We start from the raw sequence: 16,585 nt of genomic DNA on the forward strand, positions 1-16,585 counted from the left end.
TCCTTTGTGTTCTGTTAAAATTGTACTTTTGGAGGAAAATACAGTGTGTCATGAAAGGATTGCCTCTTGAAGAGATTGATGTAAGAGAATTAGAACTGAAAGAAGAGATTGTACTTAAAACAAACACTTTTCTCTCATTCGTTTATATTGTGAAGGGAAAAGGATCGCTTACTTATGATGGGCGAAACATTAATTTTTCGCAGGGCAAGCTCTTTATTATTCCACAAAAGGAGGTCTATCGTTTTGAAAGTGAGTCTGCCCAGCTTATTACAATTCAATGCCCGGTGGAGTTTATTGATAAAATCCGTTTGGAAGCAGACCGTATTGAAAGCTGTGAGAATTTACATAAACTACAATACATCAGCCATAATTATCATGCAAGAGCAGGCTGTGTCTTCAGAGATAAAAATGATGAGCACTTTGCAGAAACCCTTATTCTGCAAATTGCAAATGAATTCAAAAATAAGGCGGAAGATTATCTAATTATCCGTAACTGCATGTCGATCCTTCTGAACCTTATTGCCCGGAATATCATTCAGAGTGAAACTTCAGATCTGCAGGAAAACCGGAAAGCTTTCTCCATCATGAAAATCATTGCATATATTCAGCAACATATAAAAGACCGTGAGAAAACCGGAATTCAGACTATTGCCGGTCATTTTGGGATTTCCGGGAATTATTTCGGAGAATATTTTAAACAGCAAACCGGAATTTCTTATCAGGATTATCTGCTGGACTATAGATTAAAACTGGTGGAAACCTATTTAAAATACAGCAGTGTCAGACTCAGTGAGATTGCCTACGAGCTCCAGTTCAGCGATGAAAGCCACCTTTCCAAACTGTTCAAGAAATACAGAGGAGTAACGCCCGGAGAATACAGGAAAAGTTTTAAGTAAATATCTTTTTAGAAGAAGGCTTTTTTTATTAGGTTAAAATTTGATTTCAAAAAATATAAAGTGAACTATATAGTTGACTTTATATTTTTATATATTTACATCAAATATATTTCAGATGGATTTTGACTTTATTAAAGAACTAGGATATAAAGCTTTGGATAGCAGACTGAAGAGAATCAGTGACCGCATGTCTCATGATGTGCGGAAGTTTTATAAAGAATTCGGAATTGATGTGGAACCCAATTGGTATCTGGTTTTTATGTTGCTGCAGAAAAAAGGCGAAATTTCTATTACCGATATCGCTGAGCCTTTGGGCTATTCACATCCATCCGTTGTGGCTATCGTTAAAAAAATGAGCGAAAGCGGTTATCTCATCATCAAAAAAGATAGTGTAGATAAGCGAAAGCAGATCATTTCATTATCTCCCAAAGCCATTGATATGCTTCCTCAGCTGAAGAAGATCTGGGACAGTTGTGAAAAAGCAATTCTGAAGGTATTATCAGAAGATCTGTCGATTTTAACGTATCTGGATGATATTGATCAGGAATTAAAAAATGAATCTTTTCATCACAGATTTAAACAGGAATATTTAAAATCAATTCAATCATGAAAGCATTACTTCTCATTACAGCATTTCTTTTTTCCACGAATTTGATTTCGGCAACAGAAACGAAAATCATGATCAGAGCCAAAGCAAGAGATGCAAAGTTTATCGGAACTTCATTGGGCGGCGCGCATATTATCATCAGAAACAAACTTAATCAAAGAATTCTGGCAGAAGGAAATACAACCGGAAGTACGGGAAACACGGATCTGATTATGAAAACGCCCAAAATCAGAGGAAACTCCATTACAGATGAACAGACAGGAGGTTTTATGGCTGCCATAGATATTGATGAACCCACATTTGTGAATATAGAAGTAGTTTCTCCTTTGAACAGCAAGCAGGCTCAGGCGGTGGTAAGTACAGAGCTATGGCTGATTCCCGGGAAACATATTTTAGGAGAAGGAATTATCCTTGAGATTCCGGGATATATTATTGATATTCTGAAACCAAGAACCCATCAGTATATTGCTTTGAAAAGTATTAAAGATAAACCTTTCCTGTTTCAGGCCAATATTGTGATGATGTGCGGATGTGTCATTGATAAAGGAGGCGTATGGAATTCTGATGAAATAGAAGTGAAAGGAATCCTGAAGAAAGAAGGGAAATTGGTGAAAAATGTAGATATGTCGCTGGTTTCAACCAATCTGTTTGAAGGAAGCCATATCATCAGTTCTCCCGGAAATTATGAGCTTGTTCTGTATGCCTATCATGAAAAAACAGGAAATACAGGCGTAGATAAGGTCAATTATGTAGTTTTCGAATAAATGAAACTCAGTATACTGGAATGAAAAGAGACTTCGGAAAAGTCTCTTTTTTTATGCAGAACCAATTATAAAACCTGAAGCTCTTTAAATACTTCAATAATGGCTTCAATAAGTCCTTTATCTACATTTTTTTCGGAAGCAGCATCGGGGAGAAGAGCTCTTAAGTCACCGTGATCATCACGCTCAATAACGACTTCGGTTCCGTCTACATCCACGTACAGTTTGTATCCATAAGAGAATGTGGCAAGCTTTCCGTTGAAAAGCAGTTCTTTACCCTTATAGATTACCGGTACTTCAAATTCTTCCATGCGTAAGCTTCTATTATAATTAGGGCAAATGTCGGAAAATTTTAATTCATATCATCATATAAACTGTAATGATAAAGCCGGACCATGCAAATTATTAAAAATATTAATGTAGTAAATCTGTATATTTATCCTTAGTTATGGAGTCATTTCCAAGCAGGAATGATCAATGAATTTGAATTAAGGAATTATGAAAGATACAATCACCATTTTCTGGTTCAGGCGCGACCTGAGATTGGAAGACAATATCGGACTTCATCACGCTCTGCAGTCTGATGCACCAGTACTACCTATTTTTATATTTGATACTGATATTCTCGGGAAGCTGGAAGATAAAGAAGACCGCAGGGTTGATTATATCCACCAGGCTTTGACGGATATCAATATTTCATTAAAAAAGCATCACTCAAAAATCAATACCTATCATGGTAAACCTATAGAAATATTCAGAAAATTATCCGAAGAGTATACTATTAAAGGTATTTTCTGCAACAGAGATTATGAACCTCAGGCGATTGAAAGAGATAAGGAAATCTATTATTTTTTCAAAGAAAAGAATATTCCTTTTAAAGCCTGTAAAGATCAGGTGATTTTTGATAAGGATCAGATTGTTAAAAAAGACGGTTCGCCTTATACGGTTTACACGCCTTTTGCCAAAAAGTGGCGGGAAGCCTTAACTCCTGAGCATTATCAATCTGTTGAATTGGATTGTAAGAACCTCTTTCCACAGAAATATTCTGAGATTATGGCATTAAAGGAAATAGGTTTCAAAAAAACAGATTTTGATTTTAAAAACCCGGTTCTGGAGGCGTCTATTATTGATGATTACGATAAGTACCGTGATTTTCCGGCATTACAGCATACCACACAGCTCGGAATTGCTTTACGCTTTGGAACCATCAGCATCAGAAAGTGTGTGGCTTTTGCGTTGAAGCATAATGCGGTATGGCTGTCCGAGCTGATCTGGCGTGAATTTTTTATGCAGATTTTATATCATTTCCCACAGGTGGTTCATCAGTCTTTCAAAAAGCAGTATGATAATATCCACTGGCGGAATAATGAAAAAGAGTTTAAGCACTGGTGTGAAGGAACCACAGGGTATCCGATGGTAGATGCCGGAATGAGGGAGCTGAATGAGACAGGCTATATGCATAACCGGGTAAGAATGATTGTCGCGAGCTTTTTATGCAAACATCTGTTGATCGACTGGCGTTGGGGGGAAGCGTATTTTGCATTAAAACTGGATGATTATGACCTGTCTGCCAACAATGGAAACTGGCAGTGGGCTGCAGGCTCGGGATGTGATGCAGCACCTTATTTCAGGGTTTTTAATCCAACGGCTCAGACAGAAAAATTTGATAAAGATTTACTGTACATCAAAAAGTGGCTCCCCGAATGGAATACACCAGCATATCCATCACCCATAGTAGAACACACCTTTGCCCGTGAAAGAGCTTTATCAGAATACAAAAAAGCTTTGGCATAAATATCAGGTATTAGCAAAATGCCCGGTAACAAATTGTCACCGGGCATCAACCAATTGATATTAATATGAAAAGTTACTTACAGAAGTAACGGAATCATCAGATTGTTTTCAGATACAGCTCCTGTAATTCCTGTGCTGTAAACGCTTTGGAAGGTAAATTCTGGACAAGTTCTCCTTGTTTCATAATACCGATATTGGTAGCAACACTTACCGCATTGAAAATATCATGAGTTGCCATTAAAACAGTTCTGCCTTCTTTACCCAGCTGCCTTACAATTTCTGTAAATTCTGCAGTAGCAATCGGATCCAGGCCGCTGGTAGGCTCATCCAGAAGAAGCACTTTGGCATCTTTGGCCAGGGCAATGGCAATTCCAACTTTCTGGCGCATCCCCTTGGAATAACTGCCCAATGCTTTATGATGGGCGGTTTCCTGCAAACCGGTACGTTTAAGGAGCGCAGACAGTTCATCTTTCTGGTAATCAAAACCTGCGATTTTGGAGAAAAAATCAAGGTTTTCTATTCCTGTAAGATGAGGATATAAAAGAACGGTTTCAGGGATATAGGCAAGATGTCTTTTAATTTTCTGAGGTTCCTCCTTTACCGAAATATTATTAATGAAGGCATCTCCGGATGTTGCTTTAATGAGTCCCAAAAGAATATTGATCGTTGTACTTTTTCCAGCTCCGTTTTGTCCGAGCAGTGCAAAAATTTCACCTTTTTTTACTTCCAGATTAAGAGAATGAAGGGCAGTGAAATCGTTGTATTTTTTATGTAGATTGACTGTTTTTAACATAGTTTTCTGTATTTATATTGTGAAAGAATGATGAATAAAGCAATGAAGATGAGATAGGGAAGAAGTACCTGTATCCATTTGATAGAGGAAGAGAATTTGAAAACCTCTATCGTTTGCTGTGCCCAGTTGACAGATTCCGCACTCTTGCCTGAGAAAATTAAAGGATAGAAAAACAGCCTTTTTTTCTCATGGAATTTTTTGAGCGATGAAGCATACTGTAAATGATTATTCATATCAGATTTTGCTAAATGACTTTGTGCCAGCTGAGTATGAAGATTCGGAAGGAAATAGCCTAAATAGTCTGCTGCCTGATTCCTTTTTTGCATTTTTTCCGTATACTGTTCCGAAGATTTTGCCGATTCAAGATCTCCCATATGCTGCATGGCATAATACCAGGTCCAGGTGAATGCATCATTCTCTTCCACGGTAAAATTTCTGTATTGAGGATATGCTTTGTAGAACTTTTCCATCGTAGGCTGCTTAGCTTCATCCCATTTGTTGTGATAGCCTTCTCTCTGTTCCATCACAGCTTTAAGGGACTCATGTACCGGATAAAGCTTCTGTATCAGGATATTACCGCTCATCGGGATAATAAAATTGATGCCGACCCAAACAATCAGCAGAATTAATGCATTCTGGGCCGATGTTTTACGGAACGATACAATCCATCTGCATAAGGCAAACCAAAGAATAATATACAGCCAGCCACTGATGATAAAAGCAATATAATAAGAATCTAAAGGTATTTTTATCCAGACTGAAGCGATGATAATTAATGCGAAATAAACAGCTGTAACAGCCAAAAGACGTACGAACATCTTGTGATCCAGGAGCTTTTGTAAATTACCGCTCTGAACGGACAGCAGCTTCCAGGTTCCTTTTTCTTCTTCTTCAGAAATCAGATTATAGCAGAATGCGACAATCACCAGTGGAAACAGGAAAACAACAACGAAACTGAAGTCAAAATTTCCAACAGCTGCATTGGCGGGATTATAAAAATCTGCATTATAGCGCTGTTCTTCCAGATTCCGGATGGTTACTCCCTGAATAGAAGGGTTTAAATCACGCATTCCGATATTTAAAGCAGCCAGCCTGGGTGTTTCATTCACCAGATTGAATTTAATATAATAAAGAACCAGTCCCAGATCATCCTTATGAAATTTTGTATTTCTTTCAATACTTTCTTTCTGAAATGCTCCGCTTCGGGAGATGATGTCTTCGTTCCTGTCCAGGAATTTTTTTCCTGTATAGATAGCCATAAGCCCTGCCATCAACAGAAACAGAAGTGCAATGATGTACGATTTATTACGGTAAAATTGGATATATAAATAACGGTTCATTTAGATGAGTTTTAATTTTCTTCCACTTATTTCGATAGCAATGATGCAGATAACCATCCACAGAACTAATGCAGCAGCAGGTATTGGCTGTTGCTTTAAACTTTTCAGAACAGAAGTATACTGATACTGAAAATCCGGAAACTTTTCCCAGTTGTGCCTGTCGATGACAGCAGCTGGTCCGCCGTTTTCCAGTTTAATATTGCTGATGTGCTCAATTTGTAAATCATTTAAGTGCTGAGCCATTTTATAGCGATATTCTTCTGCCTGTTTCTGAAACTGGTTATAAGCAAAGAAATCTGTTCCTGCAGCAGTCATGGAAAAGTTTTTAATGGCAATAGCAGGATTAATGAATCCTGAAATATCAGTCAGATTTTGCTGTTTACTGTAAATGTTCTGCAGTTCTTTCTGATGTCTGATATAGATATGTGAACTTATTTTTTCCCCTTCCTTCATAACGAATCCGCCATAGTTGAAAGGAAGTTCATTGGTTGTTTTTACCTGATATTTTGCCAGTAAAGAATCCTTGATTTTTTTGAAATGCGGATCATCAGGATTATGGCTGTCTCCTGACTTTAAAATATCCTTTTCCAGGCTTGTTTCAAAAGCAATCCGGGAAGGGGCAGGATATAAATTCTGTGCTGCAAACTGAATTCCTTTAGGCAGAACGATAATAAAAAGAAGCCAGAACCCGATAAGGCTGATCAGTGCTGATGAGGTACGTTTACTATTGGCCGATACGATAACGGTTAATGTGCAGATAAAAAAATAATAAATCATGTAAGCAGGCAGCAGTAATGACAGACGTAATAGAATATCCGCCGAATCTGTTGTCTCGGACATCAGTGCAGCGATGAAAACAACAGGAATTACGGGAATAAGAAAACAGAGAGAAAAGAGCCATAGCCCCAGAATTTTACCCCAGATAATTGCTCTTCCGGAAGTTCCCTGAACACTGATGATTTTTAAAGTGGCATTCTCACGCTCCTGTACAATTAACCCAAATCCTGAAAAGAGAATAATCAACGGGACAATGCTCTGCAGAATAAATGCACTGCTGAACGCTCCGAATCTTACCAAAGTACCCGAGCTTCCCGCTTCCGACAGATTGGCGGTATTCTGTTTATGAGCCTCCAGAAATATGACATTTCCCAGAAAGTCATCCAGACCGTTGTCAAAAATATTCAGCGGATGTCCGATTCTGAAAACCAGATAGCCATAGTGAGCCATACGGTGCGGATGCTTATCCGGTCTGTGTTCCCAGTTTTCCCGGACTTCCTTCCGGTATTCTTTTATTTTCGAAAAAGAATCGGTGTATTTTGTATATCCTATGCCAATACTCAGCATACAGAACAGGAGTACGGCAATCGTGGTGAACAGATTTTGTTTTCCTTTAAACAAATCCTGCCAGGTTTTTCTCACCATCAGTTGTAAATTAGAAATAGCCATAGTTTAAAATTTATAAGTAGCAGTCAGCAGATAATTTCTTGGAGTTCCCGGAAACAGTCTTAAGTAGTTCTGAGCTCCGATCCAATAGACTTTGTTGGTTATATTATTCAGATTGAAAGAGAGCTGGACCGTTTTTGCCGGAGTGTAATACAATGCTGCATCCAATGTCGTATAGGCGGGAAGTTCAAAGCTTCTTGTAAACCAGGGGATTTTAGAGCTTTGATACAGTATTCCGGCACCGATTCCGAAGTCTTTGAGGAATTCAATAGTTGAAAAATTGTAGCGTGTCCAGATATTCACCGAATTTTTAGAAGTGTTTTCCTTTCTTTTTCCCACAAGATCACGGTTGGTGTCATCCAGTATTGTAGCATCAATATAGCTGTAGCCTCCGTAAATATGCCATTGAGGAAGGATATGTCCGGAAAATTCAGCTTCAAATCCACGGCTCCGGTCAGCACCTCGCTGTACAAGCTCATCAGGTTCTGAAGGGTTATTGGCATTGATGATTATATTTCTTTGTTTGATTTCATACACTGCAAGATTCAGTGAAATTCTGCCAAAAAGCTGCGCTTTGATTCCCAGTTCTTTAAGATCAGAAGTCAGAGGCTTAAATCGGGCTGCAGATCCGGTAAGGCCTGATGTATTGGGCATCAACGTTACGGTATTGGACTGAGGTTGATAGCCGGTTAAATAAGTTCCATATACATTGATATGATCCGTTACACTATAGGTAATCCCGAATCTGTACAGAAGTTTATTATTTTTGAACGATGACTCATTGGCTTCTTTGAAATTGGTGATATCCTGAAACCATTCCTGACGTATTCCCGATAATATTGTCAACTTTTTCCAGGTAAGAAGATGCTGAATATAAGCAGCATGCGTTGTGGTAAGAGCAGAAGGCAAGGGTGTGATTACATTAAGCGTATTAAAATCAGTACCCTGATAATTGGCTGCTCCCGGATTCAGGTCAAATGGTGTTACATTAGGTCTGGGAATGATTGTTCCATTATAATTGATGGTCTGATAATCTGACGCTTTTGCTGGATTATAAGAGGAAGTCACAGAGCCATTCTTTAAAAGAAAACCTCTTGCTGCATTCTGCTCTCCGCCTTTGCGTTTCTCCCAGATCTGGCTGTCGTAACCTATCAGAGCCTGATGCAGAACAGAACCCGTTTTAAATTTAAAATTGAAATACGCATTGATATTATCTGTTGCCCAGTTTTGTTTTCTTTGAACAAACTGCATCATGGCAAGGCTGGAAACCGGGATATTGTTCATATCAGGAACAAATGAATTGGTAGTTCTGTGCTCCTGAAGATTTTCTCTCCAGTATTGCTTCATATAAGATGCATTAAAGCTGATATATTGGTTAAAATGATGGGCAACGGTTCCCATCAGGATCAGTTCCCTTGTTTTAAAAAAATCATCAGGAGCTCCCAGGTTCAAAGATCGTGGAGTGCTGTATAAATCTGTTTTTCCTGCCACTGCCCCGAAAATAGGTTGTCCCCGATCCAGATTTCCATAGAGATCATTGAAAATCATTTCCACATTCACGGATGTTTTTTCATTCGGAACAAAAGTGATAGAAGGGGAGATCAGGATACCACTGTTTTTAACATGATCCCTGAATGAACGGGCATTCTGATACGCTCCGTTAAAACGGTATAATAAAGTTTTGCTCTTATTTAAAGGGCCTGTAAGATCTGTAGTAACACGATAAGTTTCAAAGCTTCCACCGGATAAACTGATTTCATGGCGAGGATTGGATAATGGTTTTTTAGTAACCATATTGATGGTTCCTCCGGGATCTACACTGGACATAGTAATACTTGCAGGACCTTTGAAGACCTCCACACGTTCTATATTGGAAGTCATGGGCTGCAAAAAATAATATTGCCTTGTCCGCATTCCATTGATGATCTGGCCTTCTTCATTCTGGCTGATCCCACGGATGTTGTATTGATTATAATAGCTTGAAGGAGAAACACCGTTCACATTTTTCATGACATCTCCAAGCTGAAAAGCCTGGCGGTCGGTGATCAGTTCTTTGGTAACGGTATTGAGCGTTAAAGGCAGATCTTTGTTTTTCATCGCAATCTTGGTGGCAGCAAAAGAGTAGTCGGAAGTATAATCTTTAGACTTTCTTCCGATTACCTCAACAGTTTGTACCACCGTAGATAACGAATCTTCCGGACGTGACTGAGCAAAAAGAAGTGATGAGACAGTGATGAAACCTGTACTGAAAAGCTTTACAGGATTTGGGGAAATACAATAAATTATTCCCGAATAATTAAAATTACTGGTAGTCATGAATAAGCATGTACGGGCAGCGAATGGCCCATTAATAAAAGGATATCCTTAATTGTGTAAAGACACAGGTATCCACGGAATTACAGTACAGACCAAAAAATCTGTAAACGAAATAGTAAGGCAGCATCGATTAAGCTACCGCGGAAAATAAGGCTGGGGGAGCTCTGGAGCTGAAAAAGTCGAGAAGACAACGATAGGAAATGGCTTTTGGCTGCGGCATTTCATTATCACTGGTTGTGTCAATGGCAAAATCCATGTTCAAAGAGTCAGGGAGAAGAATTTGTGTCATATGCATATGAAGGGCACACTGACATTCATCGTCCTGAGAAAAGGAAGGAATTTTCTCTTCTTTTGAACCTTTTTTATAGATTACTTTACTTTTGGCGTGTCTGGCATGATCAAGACATGTGGTTACCCCGCTGACATTTGAAACAAATATCAGAAGCAAAGAAAAAACAAAAAAGACTCTGAGAAATTTTTGCATAACAGAAAGCAAATGTACAATTTAATTTGATAAAAATTGAATGATGAAGAAAAACTAGGTGATGTTTTTCTTTAAAAATTAAAAATAATTCAGTTCCAATTACCATTTACCGGATCAAAATGATTGGCTATTTGGGTTTGCAGCAATATTGATAAACAATGATATAAAATAAAGCACTCATAAAACTACGGTATTTCGTATATTATTTTAGGTGAATTCCATTTAAATAAGTTTATAATCAATTTATTATGATTTTGTGCCTGTTTATTGATTACAGAATATTGTAAAAATAAATACATTATGAATACTAAAGAATTCAGAACTTTTGATATGCCCTGGGAAAAGGCATATGGCTATGTGCAATCTGTAAAAAGCGGTGACACGGTGTGGATCTCCGGACAGCTTGGCCACGATATGCAGGGAAATCTTGCAGAAGGAATGGAGAACCAGTTCAGACAGACCTATCAGAATATAGGCAAGTTGCTGAGTGAATTTGGATTACATGCCGGCCATGTTACAGAAGAAGTCATCTATGTTACCGATATGCAGGAAGGCTTTGAAAGCAGAAAGGTTTTTGGAAAAGAATTTTATGGTGAGTCCTGTATGGTTGCCAGTACCATTGTCGGAGTGACTGAGCTGGCACTTCCCGGGCAGAAAGTGGAAATTAAAGTTACAGCTAAAGTTTAAAGGGATTATCAGAATTCTATGTACTGTTTATTCGGTATATGATTGAGATCATATTCGACGGTATTGACACTTTATTATATTTGGGCATTGAAAATTTCATATTTCTGACAAATTACAGTATAACCTCTCAGTGATTCGGGAGGTTTTTTTGTGGAAAAATTTAAGTAATAATACTCCACAATTTGTTTTATGATTATTATTTATTTTCCTAAAATACAAATAATTAAACGCTGCCATTACGGTTTCCCGTAGAGAATGACTACAGCTTATCCGTATATTTACAAAGTTTTAAATAACAATAAGTACAGAAAGTTTTTTTAGCCTCCTCAGGGAGGTTTTTTTATGATCATAATCATAACTCCATTCATGGAGATTTATTAATTTTGAAATGTTAATCAAATTTTTTTTTATAAGTTTTATCCTCGGAAAGATCCGGGGATTTTTCATTGTATCATTTGGTATATCAAATTCAACCCTGGAAGCAGGCTTTGGAAGACTGTTTTTATGATCTTATGGATTAACAGGAAGATTGTAATCTGAAAAACAAAATCAATCGTAATTCCGGATCAGGCAGATGAGGTTATTTAATCTCATCTTTCAATTGTGTCACCACTATTTCAAGGGTCTTTTTTATTTTTTCAAATAAGGAATACAGTTCAGGAAATTCTTTATTTTGTTCCTTTGCAAGTAATTCAAGCTGTTTTACAATATCCTCAATAGAAACTATTCCTACAGACTGTATGCCCGGTCGGATTTTATCCATCAGTTTTGCAATTTCGGTGTAGTTTTTCTCTTCAAACGCTTTTTCCACCAATGGAATTATTGTCTCGGTCTGCATAATAAATAATGAGATCATTTTCTGTATAAATTCTTTATCACCCCTGCTGAGGGCTTGTATCTTTTTCAGGTTGTAGAGGCTTTTTTCATCTGTATCAGATACTGTCTCTGCAGTTTTTTCATGAATTTTGACATACTTATAAATGATATTCAGCAAATTTTCTTCATTAAAAGGCTTAGTGATATAATCATTCATTCCCGCGTTAATGCAATGATCTATTTCTGTTTTAAAAGCATTGGCCGTAAGTGCGATCACGGGAGTCTTAATTCCAAGTTCCTTTCTTACTATTTTAGTGGCTTCGATACCATCCATTTCCGGCATTTGCAGGTCCATCAAAATAATGTCAAATTCTTCTCTTTTTAAAATTTCTATGGCTATTTTACCATTTTCGGCTTTGGTAACGCTGCATTTAAAATGATGTAGTGATTTTTCGGCAACCAGCTGATTAAGAGCATTATCTTCCACCAGAAGAACCCTTGTGCCGGCGATGGAAATATGTTGATTTTTCCAGTCATTTTTTTTCAGATCCTCTTCACTGCCTCTGTCCAGAAGTAAAGTTATTGTAATAGATGTACCCGTATTTTTTTCACTTTCTACATTAATTTCACCCTTCATAAGGTAAATAAGTTCCCGTGTAATAGACATTCCAAGACCAGTACCTCCATATTTTCTCGAAATTGAACTGTCTTCCTGATTGAATTTTTTGAATATATCACGTACATATTCTTCACTCATTCCAATTCCAGTGTCCGTAATGCTGATTGAAATGGTCTGTTGGTCGGGGAAACTTTTCAGGACCCTGGATTCAACTCTGATCTGGCCCTCATTGGTGAATTTTAGCGAATTCCCAATAATATTATACAGAACCTGTTCAAGCCTTAACGAATCACCTTTTAAAACAGAAAAAATATCAGGTGAAAAATAGGTGATCAGTTTGAGTTTTTTCTCATCCGCTTTTGGTTTGAGAACAGAAATCACCTTTTGAATGCTGTCTTTTAAAGAAAAGCTTTTGTTTTCCAAAGACATTTCTCCGGATTCAATTTTAGAGATATCCAGTATATTATTGATAATTGATAACAAGTGTTGTGAAGCATTATAGCTGTTTTCTACAAATTCTTGCTGATCTGAAGACAGGTGGCTTCTTTTAAGTTCACGCAAAAAACCAATGATACCATTAAGAGGAGTTCGGATTTCGTGGCTCATATTGGCCAGAAAAACCTCTTTTGCCTTGGAGGCCTCCAGGGCTTTTGCTTTTTCAAGTTTTAATTCGTCTTCCAGTTTTTTTTGGTCGGTTATGTCAAGATGAATTCCTATGGATCCTAATAAATTTCCCTGATCATCATAACTGGGAGCTCCACTTATGGCCCACCATCTTGTTTCACCTTTCTTATTCCTGACAGGAAGCTGATACACACTGGAAACTCCTTTTTTTCTTAATTCTATCTGATCCTGTATGAAACGGATATTATTTTCTCCATACAGGAAAAGTTCACTGGGATTTTTACCAATGACTTCATCCAGTGAAAACCCTGAAACATCACAAAAACTCTGATTAGCGTAGCGGATAATTTCATGATTATCTACTTCAATGAGCCCTAAATTCATATTAGCAATGATATTACGGTATTTCTCTTCCTGTTGTTTTATGTAATCTTCGGCCCTTTTTCTTTTTCTCAGCTGTTCAGAAAGGTACAGGGATAATTCTTTAAGATCTTCTGATTTTTTTATTTCAATATCAGAATCAATAATCTTTAATGACTCATATAGATTGCTGATAGATTCCTGTTTAAGGGTATTTTCATCTTTAAGATTTTGATAAAGCTCCTGATATTCTTCTTCACTTTGTTTGAAAGCATAGTCCATGAGTTCCTTATCCCTATCAAATGATTTGTAAGATTCGTTAACTGCATTGATGAAATTAGTAAACTGCGAATGATTTTTAAAGTCGTCCGTAAGGTATTTATTAATCTGCCTTTCAAGCAAATTGTGTAATTTGATTTCCATAGCTATTCAATTTCATTCACTGTGGTAATGGTAATGGTTTGATTGTGCAGAGCACAGTTGCCAAACGGGCTTAAAGGAGATAATTCTCCATATGAATAAAATCCGGTCAGTACCGTATCTGATTTGAAAACATCCCGAACAATATCTGCTTCTTCATACACTCTGTCACCCAGTACGATCTTTCTTCCCACGCAGCTGATAATGATTCCCAGTTTAATGTTATGTTGGGTCATCCGGAGGCATTCATTGGCTGCGTCATTTGCTGCATCAATAAGCCTGTCCATATTGGCTTTCATAAACCTTACTTTGCTTCCTTCCGGTAAATCTCCTGCAAAAATCATTGTGTCATCTTTAATGGACAGAATCGTTCTCACTACTGATGACGGATCTCTGGATAGCTTAAGCGATAACGGAAAAAGCAGGGCAGAGCCGGGAAGCTCTTCAGCATATTTTCCCAGATATTTTTTATAGAGATCCAGTGCGTTTTTATTATCAATCTCGTAAAGAAGATTATTTTGTGATTTTGTAACTATCCTTTCAAGTCCGAAGCTTTCCCAGCCTCCGATTGAAGAATGTGATAATTCAAGATGTTCGCCATAAAATCCAACAGCAAGAATTTTATTGGGCTGGGGAACCTGATTGAGCCCAACCACTGTTTTTTCAAATTTATCCCCATCTCCGGCAAGTCCTCCTGAGATCAAAACTTTATCCGGACGGCTGGCGTTAAGCCCATGTACCAGCTGGCTGCCATTTACCTTGCTGCCATCTGATAGGATGAATACCCATCTAAGCCCTTCTGAAGGCAGATTTTCAATTAATTTTTTTCCTGCGTCATAGCTGTCTGAAAAATCTTCAATATCAATTTGTGACGTTTTTATGGAAGATGTTGAAAAACTAATTGCGGTTAAAACAACGGTTCCGTCATACACTTCATTACAGAAAATTTCTCCTGAGGAAGAAGAGAGAGCGATCTCTGCGTTCGGGAACTTTTCCTTTAAAAGAATAAAAAAATCTTCCTTCTCGATAATACTTCTGGTTCCGAATCCTATGACGAGCTGCACTTCGTGATAGTCAAGCTTTTCTTCATTTCTTTCTGATTTGAAGTCCCCGTTTATAAAAAGTAATTTGGCAACTTTCATATAATTATTTGCTGTTTCAAGGTTATTAATCGCTTATAAATAATTTATTTTCCTATCTCTTTTAGATGGCTTCAATCTGTTTAAAGAGTTCATCAGCTTGAATGTCAGGCAATCCAAGGTCGGCATAGATTAGATCGGGGTATAGGTAAGTATTTGAATTACAGTATTTTGTATTGGTTGATAGTGGGGCTTTATAAGCGGGATTTAGCTGGAGATGATATTTTAACATTCCTCCAAAGAAATTATCATCGTCGACTATAAATATTTTACACATTTGCGTTGGTTTTTAGTTTAAGGTTACTACTAAAATAAGTAATTTTCATCAACTAATGAATTATTTTATCATAAAGGTTGATAAATTTAAATTATAATTGATTATTATTGAATATTATGTATGAAAGCAGCAGGTGAGTCTTTGATTTTATTAAAGCAGGTTTCACTTATTCGCAGCCTTTTTTTTGAAATAACCCCTCAATAAAAAGTTGTTTCTGGCCGCAGCCTCTAATTCCCTGAGCTCATCAACCCCTTTACCGATATTAGTGATGGTAGAATCTACCGACCTTCCCAGTCTTGGATTATCAACCAATTTGGAAACTACATTTTCATCATTGTTGATTTTTGTAGTAAATTTTTTCAGATCCTCAGAAGATTTCTCCAGATTGGTCAATGTTTTTCCCAATGAGGCTGCTAAAGTATCATTTGTTGTTATTTGGGAAAGTATATTGTTCTTATCATTGAGCTTCGCAGCGAAAAGGCTGATCTGCCCTGCACTGCTTTTTAAATCAAGAATACTGCTTTCCATATTATCGCTCAGGCTTTTATCAGTAAATACCCTGTAAATAATTCCATCCTTATTGTGGAGAACAGGAGTGAATGAAGCGAAATCATTCATGCTTGACTGAAGATTCTGTACCGTTTTATCTATACGGTCTGCAAAATCTTTACTGGTCATTATTTTTACCAGTAAACCATCCTTATTGTTCATCTTGGCTGTGAAATCAACCAGTCCGGTGGTGACAGTCCGGATATTGTCTGCGCTTTTCTTAATGCTGAAAAGAACATCTTCAATTTCCGTGGTTTTGTATGAAGCAATTACAGCATCGTTACCAACTATATTGGCAGAGCCCGTTCCCGGAGAAATAACAAGTACTTTATCACCAACCAATCCGTCTGAAGCAATGCTTGCGACAGCATCTGTCTTAATATACTGCTGAACATCTTTTTTGATGCTCATTTTTACCATAACCAGTGAATCAGAAATAAAATCTATTTTACTGACAGTTCCGATATTGATCCCTGAAAGGCGCACATTGCTGCCTTGTTTTAATCCGCTTACATTTTCGAATTCTGAACGCAGAATAAAGTTAGAACCAAATATATTTCTTTTAAGGCCAATAAAATAGATGGTCAATATAAAGAGAATAATCCCTGCGATAACAAAGATTCCTAATTTCAGATTATTTGATGATTCGTTTTTCATGAC

Annotated in this window: 14 protein-coding genes; 5 read left to right on the forward strand and 9 right to left on the reverse strand. The window is 37.4% G+C overall.

Going from position 1 to position 16,585, the window contains the following annotated elements; all coding sequences use genetic code 11:
• Window positions 1–50 precede the first annotated feature (50 nt).
• The 3 genes from V0410_RS02765 to V0410_RS02775 all read left to right on the forward strand — a co-directional run bounded on the left by V0410_RS02765 (window position 51) and on the right by V0410_RS02775 (window position 2,267).
• A complete protein-coding gene (locus V0410_RS02765) occupies window positions 51–896 on the forward strand; it encodes an AraC family transcriptional regulator (protein WP_330746217.1) in 846 nt (281 codons plus the stop codon).
• 115 nt (window positions 897–1,011) lie between these two features.
• On the forward strand, window positions 1,012–1,506 hold the full coding sequence (locus tag V0410_RS02770; protein WP_330746218.1) for a MarR family winged helix-turn-helix transcriptional regulator: 495 nt from the start codon (window positions 1,012–1,014) through the stop codon (window positions 1,504–1,506).
• Entirely contained in the window at window positions 1,503–2,267 is a 765-nt protein-coding gene (locus V0410_RS02775) for a hypothetical protein (RefSeq protein ID WP_330746219.1), read from the forward strand. Before V0410_RS02770 ends, V0410_RS02775 begins: the two co-directional genes overlap by 4 nt.
• Window positions 2,268–2,332: 65 nt before the next feature.
• On the opposite strand, the gene V0410_RS02780 is transcribed toward V0410_RS02775, so the two are convergent.
• Window positions 2,333–2,575 carry a hypothetical protein gene (locus V0410_RS02780; protein WP_330746220.1) on the reverse strand — a complete coding sequence of 81 codons (243 nt, stop codon included), beginning with the start codon at window positions 2,573–2,575 and terminating at the stop codon, window positions 2,333–2,335.
• A 187-nt stretch (window positions 2,576–2,762) separates the two neighbouring features.
• On the opposite strand from V0410_RS02780, the gene V0410_RS02785 reads away from it, so the two are divergent.
• Entirely contained in the window at window positions 2,763–4,058 is a 1,296-nt protein-coding gene (locus V0410_RS02785; protein ID WP_330746221.1) for a cryptochrome/photolyase family protein, read from the forward strand.
• A gap of 97 nt (window positions 4,059–4,155) precedes the next feature.
• Here V0410_RS02785 and V0410_RS02790 read toward each other — a convergent pair whose 3' ends face one another.
• The 5 genes from V0410_RS02790 to V0410_RS02810 all read right to left on the reverse strand — a co-directional run bounded on the left by V0410_RS02790 (window position 4,156) and on the right by V0410_RS02810 (window position 10,434).
• Entirely contained in the window at window positions 4,156–4,851 is a 696-nt protein-coding gene (locus tag V0410_RS02790; protein ID WP_330746222.1) for an ABC transporter ATP-binding protein, read from the reverse strand.
• Entirely contained in the window at window positions 4,845–6,191 is a 1,347-nt protein-coding gene (locus V0410_RS02795; RefSeq protein WP_330746223.1) for an ABC transporter permease, read from the reverse strand. Before V0410_RS02795 ends, V0410_RS02790 begins: the two co-directional genes overlap by 7 nt.
• Complete coding sequence (locus V0410_RS02800; protein ID WP_330746224.1) at window positions 6,192–7,637, reverse strand: ABC transporter permease; 1,446 nt, start codon at window positions 7,635–7,637, stop codon at window positions 6,192–6,194.
• A 3-nt stretch (window positions 7,638–7,640) separates the two neighbouring features.
• Complete coding sequence (locus V0410_RS02805) at window positions 7,641–9,950, reverse strand: TonB-dependent siderophore receptor (protein ID WP_330746225.1); 2,310 nt, start codon at window positions 9,948–9,950, stop codon at window positions 7,641–7,643.
• A 130-nt stretch (window positions 9,951–10,080) separates the two neighbouring features.
• Window positions 10,081–10,434, reverse strand: a complete 354-nt coding sequence (locus V0410_RS02810; protein ID WP_137904009.1) for a hypothetical protein — start codon at window positions 10,432–10,434, stop codon at window positions 10,081–10,083.
• A 300-nt stretch (window positions 10,435–10,734) separates the two neighbouring features.
• Between V0410_RS02810 and V0410_RS02815 the strand changes: the two genes are divergently transcribed.
• Window positions 10,735–11,121 carry a Rid family hydrolase gene (locus V0410_RS02815; RefSeq protein ID WP_330746226.1) on the forward strand — a complete coding sequence of 129 codons (387 nt, stop codon included), beginning with the start codon at window positions 10,735–10,737 and terminating at the stop codon, window positions 11,119–11,121.
• Between the two features lie 580 nt (window positions 11,122–11,701).
• Here the strand turns inward: V0410_RS02815 and V0410_RS02820 are convergent.
• From V0410_RS02820 to V0410_RS02830, 3 genes are all read right to left on the reverse strand, one after another.
• Window positions 11,702–13,963 carry a PAS domain-containing hybrid sensor histidine kinase/response regulator gene (locus V0410_RS02820; RefSeq protein WP_330746227.1) on the reverse strand — a complete coding sequence of 754 codons (2,262 nt, stop codon included), beginning with the start codon at window positions 13,961–13,963 and terminating at the stop codon, window positions 11,702–11,704.
• A 2-nt stretch (window positions 13,964–13,965) separates the two neighbouring features.
• Window positions 13,966–15,102: an FIST signal transduction protein gene (locus V0410_RS02825; RefSeq protein WP_330746228.1), complete on the reverse strand. Its 1,137-nt coding sequence runs from the start codon at window positions 15,100–15,102 to the stop codon at window positions 13,966–13,968.
• Between the two features lie 436 nt (window positions 15,103–15,538).
• Window positions 15,539–16,582: an MlaD family protein gene (locus tag V0410_RS02830; RefSeq protein ID WP_330746229.1), complete on the reverse strand. Its 1,044-nt coding sequence runs from the start codon at window positions 16,580–16,582 to the stop codon at window positions 15,539–15,541.
• Between the last annotated feature and the right edge of the window lie 3 nt (window positions 16,583–16,585).

Origin of the sequence: Chryseobacterium sp. CP-77 (assembly GCF_036362765.1) — a bacterium.
GTDB classification, from domain to species: domain Bacteria; phylum Bacteroidota; class Bacteroidia; order Flavobacteriales; family Weeksellaceae; genus Chryseobacterium; species Chryseobacterium cupriresistens.

What these genes read in the sequence shown, in the direction of transcription:
- V0410_RS02790 (WP_330746222.1), bottom strand. Translation starts at nt 4,851, where the DNA reads ATGTTAAAAACAGTCAATCTACATAAAAAATACAACGATTTCACTGCC.
- V0410_RS02775 (WP_330746219.1), top strand. Translation starts at nt 1,503, where the DNA reads ATGAAAGCATTACTTCTCATTACAGCATTTCTTTTTTCCACGAATTTG.
- V0410_RS02820 (WP_330746227.1), bottom strand. Translation starts at nt 13,963, where the DNA reads ATGGAAATCAAATTACACAATTTGCTTGAAAGGCAGATTAATAAATAC.
- V0410_RS02780 (WP_330746220.1), bottom strand. Translation starts at nt 2,575, where the DNA reads ATGGAAGAATTTGAAGTACCGGTAATCTATAAGGGTAAAGAACTGCTT.
- V0410_RS02800 (WP_330746224.1), bottom strand. Translation starts at nt 7,637, where the DNA reads ATGGCTATTTCTAATTTACAACTGATGGTGAGAAAAACCTGGCAGGAT.
- V0410_RS02805 (WP_330746225.1), bottom strand. Translation starts at nt 9,950, where the DNA reads ATGACTACCAGTAATTTTAATTATTCGGGAATAATTTATTGTATTTCC.
- V0410_RS02825 (WP_330746228.1), bottom strand. Translation starts at nt 15,102, where the DNA reads ATGAAAGTTGCCAAATTACTTTTTATAAACGGGGACTTCAAATCAGAA.
- V0410_RS02770 (WP_330746218.1), top strand. Translation starts at nt 1,012, where the DNA reads ATGGATTTTGACTTTATTAAAGAACTAGGATATAAAGCTTTGGATAGC.
- V0410_RS02810 (WP_137904009.1), bottom strand. Translation starts at nt 10,434, where the DNA reads ATGCAAAAATTTCTCAGAGTCTTTTTTGTTTTTTCTTTGCTTCTGATA.
- V0410_RS02785 (WP_330746221.1), top strand. Translation starts at nt 2,763, where the DNA reads ATGAAAGATACAATCACCATTTTCTGGTTCAGGCGCGACCTGAGATTG.
- V0410_RS02815 (WP_330746226.1), top strand. Translation starts at nt 10,735, where the DNA reads ATGAATACTAAAGAATTCAGAACTTTTGATATGCCCTGGGAAAAGGCA.
- V0410_RS02765 (WP_330746217.1), top strand. Translation starts at nt 51, where the DNA reads ATGAAAGGATTGCCTCTTGAAGAGATTGATGTAAGAGAATTAGAACTG.
- V0410_RS02830 (WP_330746229.1), bottom strand. Translation starts at nt 16,582, where the DNA reads ATGAAAAACGAATCATCAAATAATCTGAAATTAGGAATCTTTGTTATC.
- V0410_RS02795 (WP_330746223.1), bottom strand. Translation starts at nt 6,191, where the DNA reads ATGAACCGTTATTTATATATCCAATTTTACCGTAATAAATCGTACATC.